The sequence below is a fragment of the Streptomyces sp. VRA16 Mangrove soil genome (genome assembly GCF_017377775.1).
Lineage (GTDB): Bacteria > Actinomycetota > Actinomycetes > Streptomycetales > Streptomycetaceae > Streptomyces.
On the sequence record NZ_JAFVLN010000030.1, the window covers coordinates 18,617 to 33,194 of the forward strand.

At 73.6% G+C, this 14,578-nt stretch carries 14 protein-coding genes; 6 read left to right on the forward strand and 8 right to left on the reverse strand.

All coding sequences use genetic code 11. From position 1 onward, the window contains the following. Positions 1–42 precede the first annotated feature (42 nt). The 3 genes from J3486_RS42455 to J3486_RS42465 all read right to left on the reverse strand — a co-directional run bounded on the left by J3486_RS42455 (position 43) and on the right by J3486_RS42465 (position 3,930). The gene (locus J3486_RS42455; protein ID WP_207829714.1) at positions 43–450 is read right to left on the reverse strand and encodes a hypothetical protein; all 408 of its coding nucleotides are present in this window, start codon (positions 448–450) and stop codon (positions 43–45) included. A 4-nt stretch (positions 451–454) separates the two neighbouring features. Then, a complete protein-coding gene (locus tag J3486_RS42460; protein WP_374194841.1) occupies positions 455–1,585 on the reverse strand; it encodes a glycosyltransferase 87 family protein in 1,131 nt (376 codons plus the stop codon). 86 nt (positions 1,586–1,671) lie between these two features. Further along, complete coding sequence (locus J3486_RS42465) at positions 1,672–3,930, reverse strand: cation-translocating P-type ATPase (protein WP_207829716.1); 2,259 nt, start codon at positions 3,928–3,930, stop codon at positions 1,672–1,674. 187 nt (positions 3,931–4,117) lie between these two features. Here J3486_RS42465 and J3486_RS42470 point away from each other — a divergent pair, with 187 nt between their 5' ends. Together J3486_RS42470 and J3486_RS42475 are read left to right on the forward strand one after the other, a co-directional pair. Further along, positions 4,118–4,990: a hypothetical protein gene (locus J3486_RS42470; protein WP_207829725.1), complete on the forward strand. Its 873-nt coding sequence runs from the start codon at positions 4,118–4,120 to the stop codon at positions 4,988–4,990. Between the two features lie 70 nt (positions 4,991–5,060). Continuing rightward, complete coding sequence (locus tag J3486_RS42475) at positions 5,061–5,756, forward strand: copper homeostasis protein CutC (RefSeq protein ID WP_207829727.1); 696 nt, start codon at positions 5,061–5,063, stop codon at positions 5,754–5,756. A gap of 181 nt (positions 5,757–5,937) precedes the next feature. Here the strand turns inward: J3486_RS42475 and J3486_RS42480 are convergent, their stop codons facing one another. Next, a complete protein-coding gene (locus tag J3486_RS42480) occupies positions 5,938–7,917 on the reverse strand; it encodes an AAA family ATPase (RefSeq protein WP_229379534.1) in 1,980 nt (659 codons plus the stop codon). A gap of 446 nt (positions 7,918–8,363) precedes the next feature. Between J3486_RS42480 and J3486_RS42485 the strand changes: the two genes are divergently transcribed. Then, on the forward strand, positions 8,364–8,534 hold the full coding sequence (locus J3486_RS42485) for a hypothetical protein (RefSeq protein ID WP_207829729.1): 171 nt from the start codon (positions 8,364–8,366) through the stop codon (positions 8,532–8,534). 21 nt (positions 8,535–8,555) lie between these two features. On the opposite strand, the gene J3486_RS42490 is transcribed toward J3486_RS42485, so the two are convergent. Continuing rightward, positions 8,556–9,233, reverse strand: a complete 678-nt coding sequence (locus tag J3486_RS42490) for a maleylpyruvate isomerase family mycothiol-dependent enzyme (protein ID WP_207829739.1) — start codon at positions 9,231–9,233, stop codon at positions 8,556–8,558. A gap of 69 nt (positions 9,234–9,302) precedes the next feature. Beyond that, a complete protein-coding gene (locus tag J3486_RS42495; protein WP_207829756.1) occupies positions 9,303–10,724 on the reverse strand; it encodes an MFS transporter in 1,422 nt (473 codons plus the stop codon). Positions 10,725–10,830: 106 nt separating this feature from the next. Here J3486_RS42495 and J3486_RS42500 point away from each other — a divergent pair, with 106 nt between their 5' ends. After that, positions 10,831–11,499, forward strand: a complete 669-nt coding sequence (locus J3486_RS42500; protein WP_207829758.1) for a hypothetical protein — start codon at positions 10,831–10,833, stop codon at positions 11,497–11,499. A 105-nt stretch (positions 11,500–11,604) separates the two neighbouring features. After that, entirely contained in the window at positions 11,605–12,828 is a 1,224-nt protein-coding gene (locus tag J3486_RS42505) for a Cmx/CmrA family chloramphenicol efflux MFS transporter (RefSeq protein ID WP_207829761.1), read from the forward strand. Here J3486_RS42505 and J3486_RS42510 read toward each other — a convergent pair. After that, positions 12,782–13,051 (reverse strand): DUF4031 domain-containing protein, encoded by a 270-nt coding sequence (locus J3486_RS42510; protein ID WP_207829763.1) that lies wholly within the window; start codon positions 13,049–13,051, stop codon positions 12,782–12,784. The genes J3486_RS42505 and J3486_RS42510 overlap by 47 nt on opposite strands. Positions 13,052–13,055: 4 nt before the next feature. Next, positions 13,056–13,436: a hypothetical protein gene (locus J3486_RS42515; protein WP_207829765.1), complete on the reverse strand. Its 381-nt coding sequence runs from the start codon at positions 13,434–13,436 to the stop codon at positions 13,056–13,058. Between the two features lie 90 nt (positions 13,437–13,526). Between J3486_RS42515 and J3486_RS42520 the strand changes: the two genes are divergently transcribed. After that, positions 13,527–14,456, forward strand: coding sequence for a MurR/RpiR family transcriptional regulator (locus tag J3486_RS42520; protein ID WP_207829766.1), 930 nt, complete (start codon positions 13,527–13,529; stop codon positions 14,454–14,456). Positions 14,457–14,578 lie beyond the last annotated feature (122 nt).

Sequence of the window (14,578 nt, forward strand, 5' to 3'; positions counted from 1 at the left end):
GGAAACACAGGGCCTCACCCGGCTCGGTGGACGTGCGGCCGGTCAGCCGGGCATGGTGATCATGAGCCCCCAGGCGGCCACCACCGGCAGCAGCGCCGCGAGGGCCACCCAGTGGCGCGCCGCGCGCCAGCGCAGGGTGCGCGGGAGCAGACAGGCCGCCAGGAGCAGGCCGAGACCGGCGGCGTAGCCGGGGTACAGGACGGCGTGCATCAGCGACTCGTGCCGCTTGACCGCCTCGTACGCGGCGCACTCCAGCTGCGCGCACCGCTCGACGGTCTGTACGGTCGTCAGCGCGCCGACGACCCAGGTGACCAGGCCCAGACCGGCGAAGGTCAGCACCGCGTGGCCCAGGGTGCGCAGCGCGTCCTCGTCGCGGTGCGGGTCGGGTTCCGTGGTCGCGTCGGAGATCAGCCACTGTCCCCCGTCGCCGTGCCGCATCGTCGCGTCCATGCCCTCAGTGAACCGCCGCCCCGGCCCGCGCCGCACCCGCGGGGGTACTCATCTCGCGCTGCTCCGGCCGAGTACGCGTACTCAGAGCGGCCCCCACGACGAGCAGCCCGAGCACCGGGTACGGCGCCGCCAACACCTGCTGCCACCAGGGCAGTCGGAGATCGAGGTCGCCCTGGTGCGGCAGCAGCCACATCGTGCGGGCCGTGAAGGCCAGCGTCACGAGCATCGTCGTACGGCGCCGGCCCGACGCCCACAGCAGGGCAAGACCCGGCACGCACCACACCCAGTGGTGGGACCAGCTGATCGGGGAGACGAGGAGGGCCGTGAGGGCGGTCAGCGCGATGCCCCGCGCCTGGGTACGGGCGTGAACGGCCGCGTACAGTCCGGCGATCGCGACCAGCGCGCAGGGGACCGCCCACCACAGGCCGGGGCCGGGCGTGTGCAGGACGCGGGCCACGAGGCCCTGGAGCGACTGGTTGTCGACGATCCACACCTTGCCGACGCGCCCGGTCTCGTAGAGCCGGCGGGTCCAGAAGTCCCAGCTGGCGTACGGGAGTTGAAGGGCGCCGATGACCACCGTGCCCGCACAGCCCGCCGTCGCGTACGCGGCCTCACGACGGCGGCCCGTCAGGAACAGGTACGCGATGAACACGGCGGGGGTGAGTTTCACGCCGGCCGCGACGCCGAGCGCCACGCTCCCGCCCCGGGCCGTCCCGGTCAGGCCCCAGAGGATCAGGCAGGCCAGCGCCAGATTGACCTGGCCGAACAGCAGGGTCTGGAAGACCGGTTCGAGCCAGAGGGCCGCCGCGGTGGCCGTGCACAGTCCGGCGCGGGTGCGGCGCAGGCCCGCGAGGCGGCAGGAGAGGTGGACCAGCAGCGCCGTGAGCGCGATGTTGCCGAGCAGGAACGCCGCCTTCACCACCGGCAGCGGCGCCAGCGCCGCCGGCACGAACAGCAGCGCCGCGAACGGCGGGTAGGTGGCGGGGAGTTGCCACTCGGTGACCGTGAACCCGTACAGGTCGCCGCCGCCCGCGAGGACCGCGGCGCCCTCGGCCCGGTAGACGAGGACGTCCGCCATCGGGAGCCCCTGCGCGACGGCGAGGGCGACGAGGGCGGACGCGGACAGAAGCAGCACGACGTACGGCACACAGCGCGAGGGGGCGGTCACAGTCCGTGGACTGTACCGCCCCCTCGGGGCCGCGAGGCGCTCACCACACCCGCTTACGACACCTGCGCCTTGAAGCGGCGAAGCCGCAGGCTGTTGCCGACCACGAAGACCGAGGAGAAGGCCATCGCGGCGCCCGCGATCATCGGGTTGAGCAGGCCCGCGGCGGCGAGCGGCAGCGCCGCCACGTTGTAGGCGAAGGCCCAGAAGAGGTTGGAGCGGATCGTGCCCAGGGTCTTGCGGGACAGGCGGATCGCGTCCACCGCGGCCCGCAGGTCGCCTCGTACGAGCGTCAGGTCGCCGGCCTCGATCGCCGCGTCCGTGCCGGTGCCCATGGCCAGACCGAGGTCGGCCTGGGCGAGGGCGGCCGCGTCGTTGACGCCGTCGCCGACCATGGCCACCGAACGGCCCTCGCCCTGAAGGCGCTTGACGACGTCGACCTTGTCCTGGGGCAGCACCTCGGCGATGACGTCCTCGGGGGCGATGCCCACCTCGGCGGCGACCGAGCGGGCCACGGCCTCGTTGTCACCGGTCAACAGGACCGGGCGCAGGCCCAGTTCACGCAGCCGGCGGATGGCCTCGGGGCTGGTCTCCTTCACCGCGTCGGCGACCTCCAGGACCGCGCGGGCCGCGCCGTCCCAGGCCACCGCTACGGCCGTACGGCCGGCCGCCTCCGCCGCCGCCTTGGCGCGGGCCAGCTCGACGGGCAGATGGATCTCCCACTCCTTGAGCAGCTGCTCGCGGCCGACCAGGACCGCGTGGCCCTCGACGACGCCCTGGACGCCGAGCCCGGCGATGTTCGCGAAGTCCTCGGGGGTGGGGAGCTTGCCGACCTCGGCCGTCGCGCCCGCGGCCACGGCCTGGGCGATGGGGTGCTCGGAGCTGTGCTCCAACGCGCCCGCGAGGCGCAGGACTTCGTCGGTCGCGGTGCCCTCGGCGACGTGCGTGGCGAGGAGCGTCATCTTGCCGGTGGTCACGGTGCCGGTCTTGTCGAGGACGATCGTGTCGACCTTGCGGGTCGTCTCCAGGACTTCCGGCCCCTTGATCAGGATGCCGAGCTGGGCGCCGCGGCCCGTGCCGACCATGAGCGCGGTGGGCGTGGCGAGGCCGAGGGCGCAGGGGCAGGCGATGATCAGGACGGCCACGGCAGCCGTGAAGGCGGCGGTCCACCCGGCGCCGTTGCCGAGCCAGAAGCCGAGGGTGGCGACGGCGAGCGCGATGACGACGGGGACGAAGACCGCGGAGATCTTGTCGGCGAGGCGCTGGGCGGCGGCCTTGCCGTTCTGGGCGTCCTCGACGAGCCGGGCCATCCGGGACAGCTGGGTGTCGGCGCCGACCCGGGTGGCCTCGACGACGAGCCGGCCGCCGACGTTGAGCGTGGCGCCGGTGACGGAGTCGCCGGACGCGACCTCGACGGGGACGGACTCACCGGTGAGCATGGAGGCGTCGACGGCGGAGGTGCCCTCGACGACGGTGCCGTCGGTGGCGATCTTCTCGCCGGGCCGCACCAGGAACCGGTCGCCGACCTTCAGGTCACCGACGGGGATGGTCATCTCGTGGCCGCCGTCATGGACGACGGTGACGTCCTTCGCGCCGAGTTCGAGCAGCGCCTTGAGCGCGGCGCCCGCCTTCCGCTTCGAGCGGGCCTCGAAGTACCGGCCCGCGAGGATGAACGCGGTGACGCCGGCGGCGGCCTCCAGGTAGATGTTCCCGGCGCCGTCGCTGCGCCCGATCGTCAGCTCGAAGGGGTGCGTCATGCCGGGCTCGCCGGCGGTGCCGAAGAAGAGGGCCCACAGCGACCAGAGGAACGCGGCCGAGGTGCCCAGCGAGATCAGCGTGTCCATCGTCGCGGCGCCGTGCCGCGCGTTCGTGAACGCCGCCTTGTGGAAGGGCCAGGCCGCGTAGACGACCACGGGCGCGGCAAGGGTCAGGGACAGCCACTGCCAGTACGCGAACTGGAGGGCCGGGATCATCGCCATCGCGACGACGGGCGCGGCGAGCAGCACGGCGGTGACCAGGCGCTGGCGCAGCGGCCGCAGCTCGTCGTCGGCCTCCTCGCCCTCGGGCGTCTCCGGCCGGGCGGGCGTGGGCTCCTGCGCCGTGTAACCGGTGGCCTCGACGGTGGCGATCAGGTCGGCGACCTCGACCCCGTCCGCGAACGAGACCTTCGCCTTCTCGGTGGCGTAGTTGACGGTCGCCTCGACGCCGTCCATCCGGTTCAGCTTCTTCTCGATCCGGGCGGCGCACGACGCGCAGGTCATGCCGCCGATGGCGAGTTCCACCTGTGCGGGCGGGGCGACGGTGTGCGCCGACATGATGCCTCCTTGGATCAAGGTACCCGGGGTGGGTACCCCGCGCTCTGATCCATTTATACCCCTGGGGGGTATCGAACGCAAGGGCGGCCCCCGGCTTTCCCGGGCTTGACTTAATACCCCCTGGGGGTATCTTCGTAGTCACGCGGTGCACCGCCGCACGCAACGAGATCCCGCTGAGGAGCCCGCCATGCACACCGGACTGAAGATCACCGCCTTCGCCGCCGCGGCGGCCGCCGCCTTCGGCACCGCGTACGGCGTGGGCAGCGCCGCGGACCCGGTCGTCGCCGGGAAGCAGCCGGCCGCGCACGGGGACGAGCACGGCGGCGGCCACGCCGAGGCGGCGACGGCCGCCGCCGATGTCACCCCCGGCGGCCTCCAGGTCTCCGAGCGCGGCTACACGCTGGCGCTGGAACGGGACCGCCTGCCCGGCCGCACCGGCGAACTGCGCTTCACCATCCGCAAGGACAGCACCGGCGCGCCTGTGACCTCGTACAAGAAGGAACACGGCAAGGAGCTGCACCTGATCGTCGCCTCGCGCGACCTGACCGCGTACCGGCATCTGCACCCGGTGCGGGCGGCCGACGGCACCTGGTCGACCCCGGTCTCGCTGCCCAAGTCGGGCGACTACCGCGTCTTCGCCGACTTCACGCCGCGCGGCGAGGACGAGGGACTGACGCTCGGCGCCGGGCTCGGCGTCGCGGGCACGTACCGGCCGCAGCCGCTGCCGGAGCACTCCACGAAGGCGAAGACCGAGGACGGGTACGAGGTCCGGGTGAACGGCGAGCTGACGGCGGGGAAGGCGAGCGAGCTGACCCTGAGCGTCAGCAGGGACGGGAAGCCCGTCACCGATCTGGAGCCGTACCTCGGCGCGTACGGGCATCTGGTCGCGCTGCGCTCGGGCGACCTCGCGTACCTTCACGTTCACCCGCACGACGGCAGGCCCGGTCCGGAGGTTTCGTTCACCGCGACCGCGCCCAGCACGGGGACGTACCGCCTCTTCCTCGATTTCAAGCACGACGGCGAGGTGCGGACGGCTGCGTTCACGGTGCACGCGGCGTAGGCTGGGCGGGACATTGGACTAGACCTGTCGCCGACGTTTCGGAGCCGGGTCGACGCGCGACAGGAGCCTCATGAGCAAGCGTGCAGTCCTGGAGGTGATCGCCCTCGACGCCGAGGACGCGATCGCCGCCCAGGCCGGGGGCGCGGACCGGCTCGAGCTGGTCACCGACATGGCCGCGGACGGTCTGACGCCGTCGGTGGAGACCTTCGCGGCGATCCGCTCGTCCGTGGACATCGGGCTGCGCGTGATGCTGCGGCTCGCCGACGGGTTCGAGGCCGGTGAGGTGTCGGCCCTGGTGGAGCGGGCGCGGACGTTGCGTGCCGCGGGCGCGGACGAGTTCGTGCTCGGCTTCCTGGACGAGCACGGCGGCCCCGACCTGTCGGCCGTCGAACGGCTCGTCGCCGAACTGGACGGCTGCCGCTGGACCTTCCACCGCGCCATCGACCGGGCCGCGGACCGCGACGCCCTGCGCAAGCAGCTCGCCGACCTGCCCGGCCTGGACACCTATCTGACCGCCGGCTCGGCCGACGGCGTCGACGCCGGCCTGGACGTCCTCGGCGCGGAGGCCGCCCGCGCGGCGGCGGGCGAGCCCGGCTACGAGCAGCAGATCCTGGTCGGCGGCGGCCTCCGCCTGGAGCACGTGGCCGGCCTGCGGGCCGCCGGGATCTCGGCGTTCCACATCGGCGGCGCGTCCCGGCCCTCCGGGTGGGAGGGTCCGGTGTCGGCCGACGCGGTGCGGGTGTGGCGCGAGGCGCTGGACGCGTAGGCGTCCCGCCGTTTCGGGGGGCGGGTTCGTTGCCGGGTGCGGGGGGTGGGCTGGTCGCGCCCCGCGGCCGAGCCGCATATCGATGGCGGAGCCGGATATCGATACAGCCCCGCGCCCCTGAGGCATGCGCTGCGCGCAGCTTCCCCGAGGGGCCCGGGGAACGGCGGGCCGCCCGCGCCGCCTAGGCGAACGTCCCCAGTTCCGCGGGCAGCGGTGCCCCGTGCAGCACGAGGAGCCCGGAGACCGCGCGGGTCAGCGCCACGTACAGCCGCCGGAGCCCGGTCCGCTCGTCGGGCTCCCCGTCCACCACGGCGGCCGGCTCGTCCAGGACCACGTAGTCGTACTCCAGGCCCTTCGCGAGCGACGCCGGCACCAGCGTGAGGCGCGCCTCGGCGGTGGTCTCCTCGCCGGGCGCGAGAAACGCGAGCCCGGCCTCCTCCAGCGCGGCGGCCAGCCCCGCGCAGCGCGCGTCGGCGGCGATGAGACCGATGGAGCCCTCGTTGCGCAGCGCCTGCGCGCAAGCGGCGACCACGTCCGCGGCCCCGCCGGGGGCCTGCCGCACCTCGAACGCCCCCGGGTTCTCACGCACCGACGCCACCGGCGTGAGGCCGGGCGCGATGTACGGCAGCAGGCGGGACGCGTACGTGATGACGTCGGTCGGCACACGGAAACCGGCGGTCAGCTCCTCGACCACCGCTTCCGGCTTGCCGAGATGGCTCAGCGCCTCGTCCCAGCTCTGCGTGGCCCACGGCGTCGTGCCCTGGGCGAGGTCGCCGAGGACGGTGACGGAGCCGGTGGTCGCGCGCCGCCCCACCGCCCGGTACTGCATCGGGGAGAGGTCCTGCGCCTCGTCGAGGACGACGTGGCCGAGCGAGTGCGTCCGCTCCACCAGGTCGGCGGCCTCGTCGATCAGCACCGCGTCCGCGGCGGACCACTTGGCGGTCTTCACACTGCGCGCCGGCTTCGCCCAGAGCAGCGTCTTCTGCTCGTCCTCGGTCAGCACCCCCTCGGCGTGCTCGGCGAGGAAGTCGGCGTCGGAGAGCAGCCGCAGCACCAGCTTCGCCGGTTCGACGGGCGGCCAGATCTCCTTCACGGCGGCCTTCACCGCGGCGTTGCGCGCCACCGCGTTCTGCACCCGGTCGTCCGGGGCCTCCCCCGCCCGCTCCATCTGGACGAGCACGGCGTGCGCGATGCGCTGCGGCAGGGCCTCGCGGGCGGCGCCGTAGCGCATGTCGCGGGCCATCAACTCACCGACGATCTCCTCCAGTTCGTACGAGGCCACGCGCCACCGGCGGGAACCGCGCACGACCACGATGCCCTCGGCCGGCGGCGTGATGTGCGAGCGCAGGGCGCGCCGCAGCACCTCGGCCATGCGGGCGTCGCCCTTCACGAGCGCGGTCGCGGCCTCGTCGGCGCCGCGCACCTCCACCGGGCCGCCGACGAGGTCGTCGACGGTCGCCTGCTTGACCTCCAGCTCGCCCAGCGCCGGGAGGACCTGCTCGATGTAGTGGAGGAAGGACTTGTTCGGCCCGATGACGAGGGTGCCGGTACGGGCGAGCCGCTCGCGGTGGGCGTAGAGGAGGTACGCGACACGGTGCAGGCCGACCGCGGTCTTTCCGGTGCCAGGGCCGCCCTGGACGCAGACGGATCCGGCGAGCCCGCTGCGCACGATCTCGTCCTGCTCGGGCTGGATGGTGGCAACGATGTCGCGCATCGGGCCGACGCGGGGCCGCTCGATCTCCTGCTGGAGCAGCTTGCTGGTCTGCTCCGCCTCGGCCGGGTCGGTCAGGTTCTCGTCCTCGTACGCGGTCAACTCGCCGCCGGTGTAACCGAACCGGCGGCGCAGCGCGACGTCCATCGGGTCCTTCTTCGAGGCCCGGTAGAACGGCTGGGAGACCGGCGCACGCCAGTCGATCACCATCGGGTCGCCCTCGGCGTCGTGCACATGGCGCCGCCCGATGTAGAACTGCTCGCCCTCGGCGCCCTCGGCCAGGTCGACGCCCGGAGCGTGCAGGTAGTCGAGCCGTCCGAAGAACAGCGGGGTGTGACTGAGGTCGGCGAGCGCCTTGATCCGCTCGTCGATCTGGCGCTGGAGCACCTCGGCGTTGACCCAGTTCGCGGTGACGTCGCGGATGTCCAGGGCCTGCGCGTCCTCGCGCATGGCGCGCAGGGCGGCGCGGGACGAGGCGAGGTGGGCGCGCTCACGGTCGAGCGGCGACGCTGGCTGGCTCACGGGTTCTGCCTCCGGGTACGCGGTACGGGTACGGCGAATCGTCACGGGCCGCCGGTTACCGACCGGTCGGCGGCGCTCCTGCGAGGGAGGCGGGCAAGACGGGCGAGTGTACGGTACGCGTCCGCCGGGTGCGAACGGATTTCGGGACGCGTCCGCCGGGTGCGGTCACGTCGCCGGGTGCGGCTCCGGTGGGGGCTTCTCGCGCCCCGCGGCGGAGCCGCACATCGACACAGCCCCACCGGCCGGAACCCGGCGACGGGACCGCGCCCGGCAGACGGGCGACCGCTCCCTAGGGGCCACGTCACCCCCAGGTCGTACGCCGATTCCGCCCGGGGGCCGATGTGCACGTAATGCCCGAATCGCATGCTGGAGACATGGCTACCGCAACCCTCACCCCGCACCCGGTCCCGACCCCCTCCGGCGCCACCGCGGCGTCCGGGGTCCGGCACTCCCACCCCCTCGGCACGGCGCTGCGCGCGGTCAGGGTCTTCGCGGGGGCGGCGTTCAGCGTCGTCGTCCTCGGGGAGACCGAGACACGGCGCTGACGCCGGTCCCCCGGCCCGCACTCAGCCGAACAGATTCAGCTCCGCCTCCGCGGCCCCGGCCAGTTCGTAGTCGGCCCCCGCCAGCGGGCGGCCCGCGTACAGGCGTACGAGGGTCGGGGCGTCCCCGATGTAGCGGGCGGGCGGCCCGTCCTGGGGCACGGCGCCCAGGAGCAGCGGCTCGTCCACGTCGTCCAGGTCCGCGCGCAGAGCGACATGGCCCTGGACGCGTGTGAGCCAGGCCAGCAGATCGAGGGCGGCCGGCAGTCCGGGCCCCGCGTACGCGCCGGGCTCGCCGAGCGCCTCGCGCACGTCGCCCGCGTGCACCCACTCGCCGAGCGCGACCGCGTCCAGCTTGCCGCGCGTCTTCGCGAGGGCGGCCCCCGCCTCCGTCATACCGCGTTCCAGCTCGTCGACGACCCGCTGGTGGGACCAGTCGGCGCGTTCGGCGATGTCGCGGTCGTTGGCCTCGGGGCTGAACACGCCGGGCTCGAACCGGCGCTCCACGACCCGGATCAGCGCGGACGAACAGTGGGCGAGCACCTCGCGCACGTTCCAGGCGGGACAGCCGGCCGTCGGGAGGGTGAAGTCGGCGTCGGGCCTCGACCTCAGCAGCGGGATGAGCGCGTCGCGTTCGGTGATCAGGAGGCGGCCGGGCAGCTCGGGGTCACGTGCCTTGTCTCGTACGACGTCTGCAGTCATGGCCACACGGTAGGGCGCCCGCCGCCCCCGAGGGGAGCAACGGGCGCCCTGCGCCGTGCAGTTGGGCCGCTACACACCGGCCCGCTCCCCGGCCCGCTCCGGCGCCGCGGCCTTCTCGCCCCGCATGACGGCGAGGGTCACCGCGCCGGCGACGGCCGCGATGCCGGCCGCCCCGAGGAAGGCGGCGGAGTAACCGTCGGTCAGTGCGGGCAGGTCACCGAGCCGGCCCGCGCCCTGCGAGGTGGCGAGGGCGGTGAGCGCGGCGAGACCGAGCGCGGAGCCCACCTGGTAGGTGGTGTTGACGATGCCGGAGGCCAGGCCCGCCTGCTCCCGCGGGGCGCCGGACATGGCGGCCATCATCGCCGGGATGTAGGCGAGGGACATGCCGAGCGCGGCGACCAGCGAGGCGGGCAGCACGTCCACCACGAACGAGCCGGTCGGCCCGACCGCCGACAGCCACAGCAGCCCGAGCGCGAGGACCAGGAGGCCGCCGCCGATCAGCGGCTTCGCCCCGAAGCGGGCGAGCAGCCGGGCGGTGACCGCCGTCATGAAGATCATCAGCAGCCCGGTCATGGGCAGCAGGGCGGCGCCGGACGCGAAGGCCCCGTAGCCGAGGACCTGCTGGAGGTAGAGGTTGAGGAAGTACCACATCGGGATCCAGGCGGCGCCGAGCAGCGCCATCGCCAGGTTGGCGGAGCCGAGCCGCGGCACACGCCACACGCCGAGCGGCATGAGCGGCGTACGGACCGTCTTCTGCACGACGAGGAACAGCAGCAACAGGGCCGCGGCGGCTACGAGTTGGAGGATGGTGGCGGTCGCGGTCCAGCCCGCCTCCGGGGCCCGGACGACCGCGTAGACGGCGAGCGCGAGGCCCGCGGTCACGGCGGCGGCGCCGAGGACGTCCACGGCGCCGCGGCGCGGGGCGACGGCGGGCAGCAGGCCGGTCGCGGCGAGGGTGGCCAGGCCGATCGGGAGGTAGATGACGAACACCCACGGCCAGCTCAGCCACTCGGTGAACACGCCGCCGAGGAAGACTCCGGCGGTGCCGCCCGCGGGGGCCGCGGCGCCGTAGAGCGCCATCGCCTTGCCGAGTTCCTTCGGGTCGTGCCCGAACAGCATCATCAGGAGCGTCATGGCGGCGGGCGCGATCAGGGCTCCGCCGACGCCCTGCACGGCGCGTCCGGCGACCTCGACCCAGGCGGTCTGCGCGGCCGCGGCGACGACGGACCCGGCGATCAGGACGCTCCAGCCGGCGACGAACACCTTGCGGGCGCCGAGCAGGTCGGAGAGGCGCCCGCCGAGCAGCAGCAGTCCGCCGAAGGCGATGACGTACGCGTTGAACACCCACTGCAGACCGCCCTGCGAGAAGCCCAGGTCCCGCTGCATCTCGGGGAGCGCGACCCCGATGATCGACGTGTCCATGATGACCATGAACTGCGCGGTGGCGAGCACGAGCAGGGCCCACCAGCGCCGTGGGTTGATCCCGTCCATGACTGTTCCCTCCCTGGACGCCAGATACCCCCCATGGGTATCCGGCGACCAGGAACGTAACATACCCCCAGGGGGTACACAACGGCTGGCGCGCTATGGTCGTCGCGTGACAGAGACGACGGACGACACGCAGCAGGAACGGGCACTGATCGGGCGCTGGCGCTCGACCCTCCTGCGCGCCCTGGACACGGACGGCTGCCTCATCGACCCGGACCGCTACGGCCGCGCCCTGCTGACGCGCTGGCGCGAACCGCAGCGGCGGTACCACACCACCGCGCACCTCACGGCGGTCCTCGACCACATCGACGTACTGACGGAGCACGCGGCGGACCCGGCGCTGGTGGAACTCGCGGCCTGGTTCCACGACGCCGTGTACCTGCCGGACCGCTCGACGAACGAGGAACGCTCGGCCCGTCTCGCGGAGCGCGCCCTCACCGAAGCCGGCCTCGCCCCCGGCCAGGTCACCGAGGTCGCCCGTCTGGTCCGGCTCACCGTCACCCACGACCCCGCCGACGGCGACACCAACGGCGAGGCCCTGTGCGACGCCGACCTCGCCGTCCTCGCGTCACCGCCGGAGGCCTACGCCGCGTACACGCGCGCCGTCCGCAAGGAGTACGCGTTCGTGCCCGACGAGGCGTTCCGGACGGGCCGGGCCGACGTGCTGCGTCAACTCCTCGATCTGCCAAGGCTGTTCAGGACCCCGCACGGGGCGAAGAACTGGGAGGCCGCGGCGCGCGAGAACCTCGCGACGGAGCTGGAGCTGCTGGCGGCGTAGCGGAACCCGGGAGAAACCGGGCGGGCGGGAATGCCACTCCCGTGCCCCCGGTTGACCCCTTACATGCCGCCACATCCCGCTCCGGACACCCGCACGCGCACCGCCATGCCCCTGGCCGTCTACATCCTGGGCCTGAGCGTCTTCGCGCTGGGTACGAGCGAGTTCATGCTCTCCGGGCTGCTGCCGGCCGTCGCCGACGACATGGACGTCACGATCCCGCAGGCCGGCCTGCTGATATCGGCGTTCGCGATCGGCATGGTGGTGGGCGCCCCGCTGCTCGCCGTCGCCACCCTGCGGCTGCCCCGCCGCACCACGCTCATCGCGCTGATCACGACCTTCGGCGTGGGCCAGATCGCGGGCGCGCTCGCCCCCTCTTACGCGGTCCTCTTCGCGTCCCGCGTCGTCTCGGCGCTCGCCTGCGCCGGTTTCTGGGCGGTCGGCGCGGCCGTCGCCATCGCGATGGTGCCCGTGAACCAGCGGGCCCGCGCCATGGCCGTCATGATCGGCGGCCTGTCGATCGCCAACGTGCTCGGCGTCCCGGCCGGCGCCTTCCTCGGTGACGGGCTCGGCTGGCGCGCCGCGTTCTGGGCGGTCGGCGCCGCCTCGGCGATCGCCCTCGTCGGCATCGTCACCCTGGTGCCGCGCATCCCGCTGCCCGCCGAACGCCCGCGCCTGAAGAGCGAGTTGGCGATCTACGGAGACAAGCAGGTGTGGCTGTCGATCGCGGTCACGGCGCTCGCCGCGGGCGGCGTCTTCTGCGCGTTCAGCTATCTCTCCCCGTTCCTGACGGACGTCGCGGGGCTCGACGAGAGCTGGGTCCCGGCCGTGCTCGCCCTGTTCGGTGTCGGCGCGCTGGCCGGCACGACGATCGGCGGCCGGATCGCGGACGCGCACCTCTTCGGGGTGCTGCTGACCGGCATCACCGCGTCGACGGTCTTCCTCACCGCGCTCGCCCTGCTCGGCCACGTCGAGTTCGCGGCGGTGGCCCTGGCGTTCCTGCTCGGCCTCTCCGCCTTCTACACGGCGCCCGCGCTCAACGCCCGGATGTTCAACGTGGCGGGCGCGGCCCCGACGCTGGCGGGCGCCACCACCACGGCCGCGTTCAACCTCGGCAACACCGGCGGGCCCTGGCTCGGCGGCACGGTCATCGACGCGGACCTCGGCTACCCGGCGACCGCCTGGGCGGGCGGCGCCATGACGGTCCTCGCCCTGGCCCTGACCGCGGTGTCCCTGCGCCTGCACCGGCGCGCCGCGGCCTCCAGGGTCGTCGCGCAGAGCGCGGCTACGCGGTCCGCCGGTGCTTCGGCCGCCGCAGCCCCGCGTCCGTGATCCGCCGTACGAGCTCCTTCGAGCCGATCTCCACGGCCCCGGCCCGCACCGCGTCCCCGTAACGGTGCGACGGGATGTCGTAGTGATCGCGCTCGAAGGCGCGCTCCGGCACCCCCAACCCCCGCGCGAACCGGTGCAGTTCGTCGAACGACACGTCGCTGACGAGGTGCGACCACATCCGGCCGTGGCCCGGCCAGTTCGGCGGGTCGATGTAGACGGTCAAGACGTCACCCGGCCACGGTGCCGAGCGATCCCACCGGCGCCACGACGACCCCGGCCTCCGAACACACCCAGTGCGGGTCGGGGCCCAGCTCCGGCTCGACGTCCAGCGCGTGCGGGCCCTCGTGGCCCGAGCCGGGACCGCAGACCGGGCAGAGCGGCCAGCGCCCGTACCGCTCCAGGATTCCGTCCTTCACGTCCTGCGCCACGAGCCCGGTGACGAACGCGGCGCCCTCCGGCCACTGCTCCACCCACCAGCGCCGCTGCGCTATCGACTCCTCCACGAGCGAGACCACGTCCGCCTCGGCGACGTCGACCGCCTTGAGATCGGCGAGAACCAGTGCGCGGGCCGCGTGCAGGGCCTGTTCGAGAGGGCTGATGGAGTCCATGCCCCCATTGTCCCGCGCCCCGCGCCTGTGACACAGGTCCCTGCCGTTCGACCCTTGACCCTCACCTCTCGCGAAAATATCTTTCATTACGTGAGCAATGACGTGAAGGAAAGTTTCGCCAGCGACGCGCCGCCCGCCCCGGCCGCCCTCGCGGCCAAGGTGCGCACCCTGGCCCCGTCGATGACGCGGTCCATGCAGCGGGTCGCCGAGGCCGTCGCCGGTGACCCGGCCGGCTGCGCCGCCCTGACCGTCACCGGCCTCGCCGAGCTCACCGGCACCAGCGAGGCGACGGTGGTCCGCACCGCCCGTCTCCTCGGCTACCCCGGCTACCGGGATCTGCGTCTGGCCCTCGCGGGCCTCGCCGCCCAGCAGCAGTCGGGCCGCGCGCCCGCCGTCACGGCGGACATCGCGGTCGACGACCCGATCGCCGACGTGGTCGCCAAGCTCGCCTACGACGAGCAGCAGACCCTCGCCGACACCGCCGCCGGGCTCGACACCGTGCAGCTCGGCGCTGCCGTCGGCGCCCTCGCCGCGGCCGGCCGGGTCGAGATCTACGGCATGGCGGCCTCCGGGCTCGTCGCGCAGGACCTCGCCCAGAAGCTGCTGCGCATCGGCCACATCGCGTACGCGCACTCGGACCCGCACCTCGCGGTGACCAACGCGGTCAGCCTGCGCTCGGGAGACGTGGCCGTCGCCATCACGCACTCCGGCACCACCGGTGACGTGATCGAGCCGCTGCGCGTCGCCTTCGAGCACGGCGCGACCACGATCGCGATCACCGGCCGCCCCGACGCGCCGGTGTCCCAGTACGCCGACCACATCCTCACGACCTCCATCGCCCGCGAGAGCGAGCTGCGCCCCGCCGCGATGTCCTCCCGGACCAGCCAGCTCCTGGTCGTGGACTGCCTGTTCGTGGGCGTCGCCCAGCGCACCTACGAGTCGGCGGCCCCCGCGCTCTCCGCGTCGTACGAGGCCCTGGCCCACCGCCATCGCGCCACGCCCCGGGGCGGTCGGTCGTGATCGCGGGTGCGGGCCCGGTGGGGGCTGGTCGCGCAGTTCCCCGCGCCCCTGAAGGCATGCGCTGCGCGCAGCCTTCCCCTGGGCGAGCGGAGCTCGCTTCAGCGGCGCGGGGAACTGCGCGA

What these genes read in the sequence shown, in the direction of transcription:
- J3486_RS42455 (WP_207829714.1), bottom strand. Translation starts at nt 450, where the DNA reads ATGGACGCGACGATGCGGCACGGCGACGGGGGACAGTGGCTGATCTCC.
- J3486_RS42465 (WP_207829716.1), bottom strand. Translation starts at nt 3,930, where the DNA reads ATGTCGGCGCACACCGTCGCCCCGCCCGCACAGGTGGAACTCGCCATC.
- J3486_RS42470 (WP_207829725.1), top strand. Translation starts at nt 4,118, where the DNA reads ATGCACACCGGACTGAAGATCACCGCCTTCGCCGCCGCGGCGGCCGCC.
- J3486_RS42475 (WP_207829727.1), top strand. Translation starts at nt 5,061, where the DNA reads ATGAGCAAGCGTGCAGTCCTGGAGGTGATCGCCCTCGACGCCGAGGAC.
- J3486_RS42480 (WP_229379534.1), bottom strand. Translation starts at nt 7,917, where the DNA reads ATGCGCGAGGACGCGCAGGCCCTGGACATCCGCGACGTCACCGCGAAC.
- J3486_RS42485 (WP_207829729.1), top strand. Translation starts at nt 8,364, where the DNA reads ATGGCTACCGCAACCCTCACCCCGCACCCGGTCCCGACCCCCTCCGGC.
- J3486_RS42490 (WP_207829739.1), bottom strand. Translation starts at nt 9,233, where the DNA reads ATGACTGCAGACGTCGTACGAGACAAGGCACGTGACCCCGAGCTGCCC.
- J3486_RS42495 (WP_207829756.1), bottom strand. Translation starts at nt 10,724, where the DNA reads ATGGACGGGATCAACCCACGGCGCTGGTGGGCCCTGCTCGTGCTCGCC.
- J3486_RS42505 (WP_207829761.1), top strand. Translation starts at nt 11,605, where the DNA reads ATGCCCCTGGCCGTCTACATCCTGGGCCTGAGCGTCTTCGCGCTGGGT.
- J3486_RS42515 (WP_207829765.1), bottom strand. Translation starts at nt 13,436, where the DNA reads ATGGACTCCATCAGCCCTCTCGAACAGGCCCTGCACGCGGCCCGCGCA.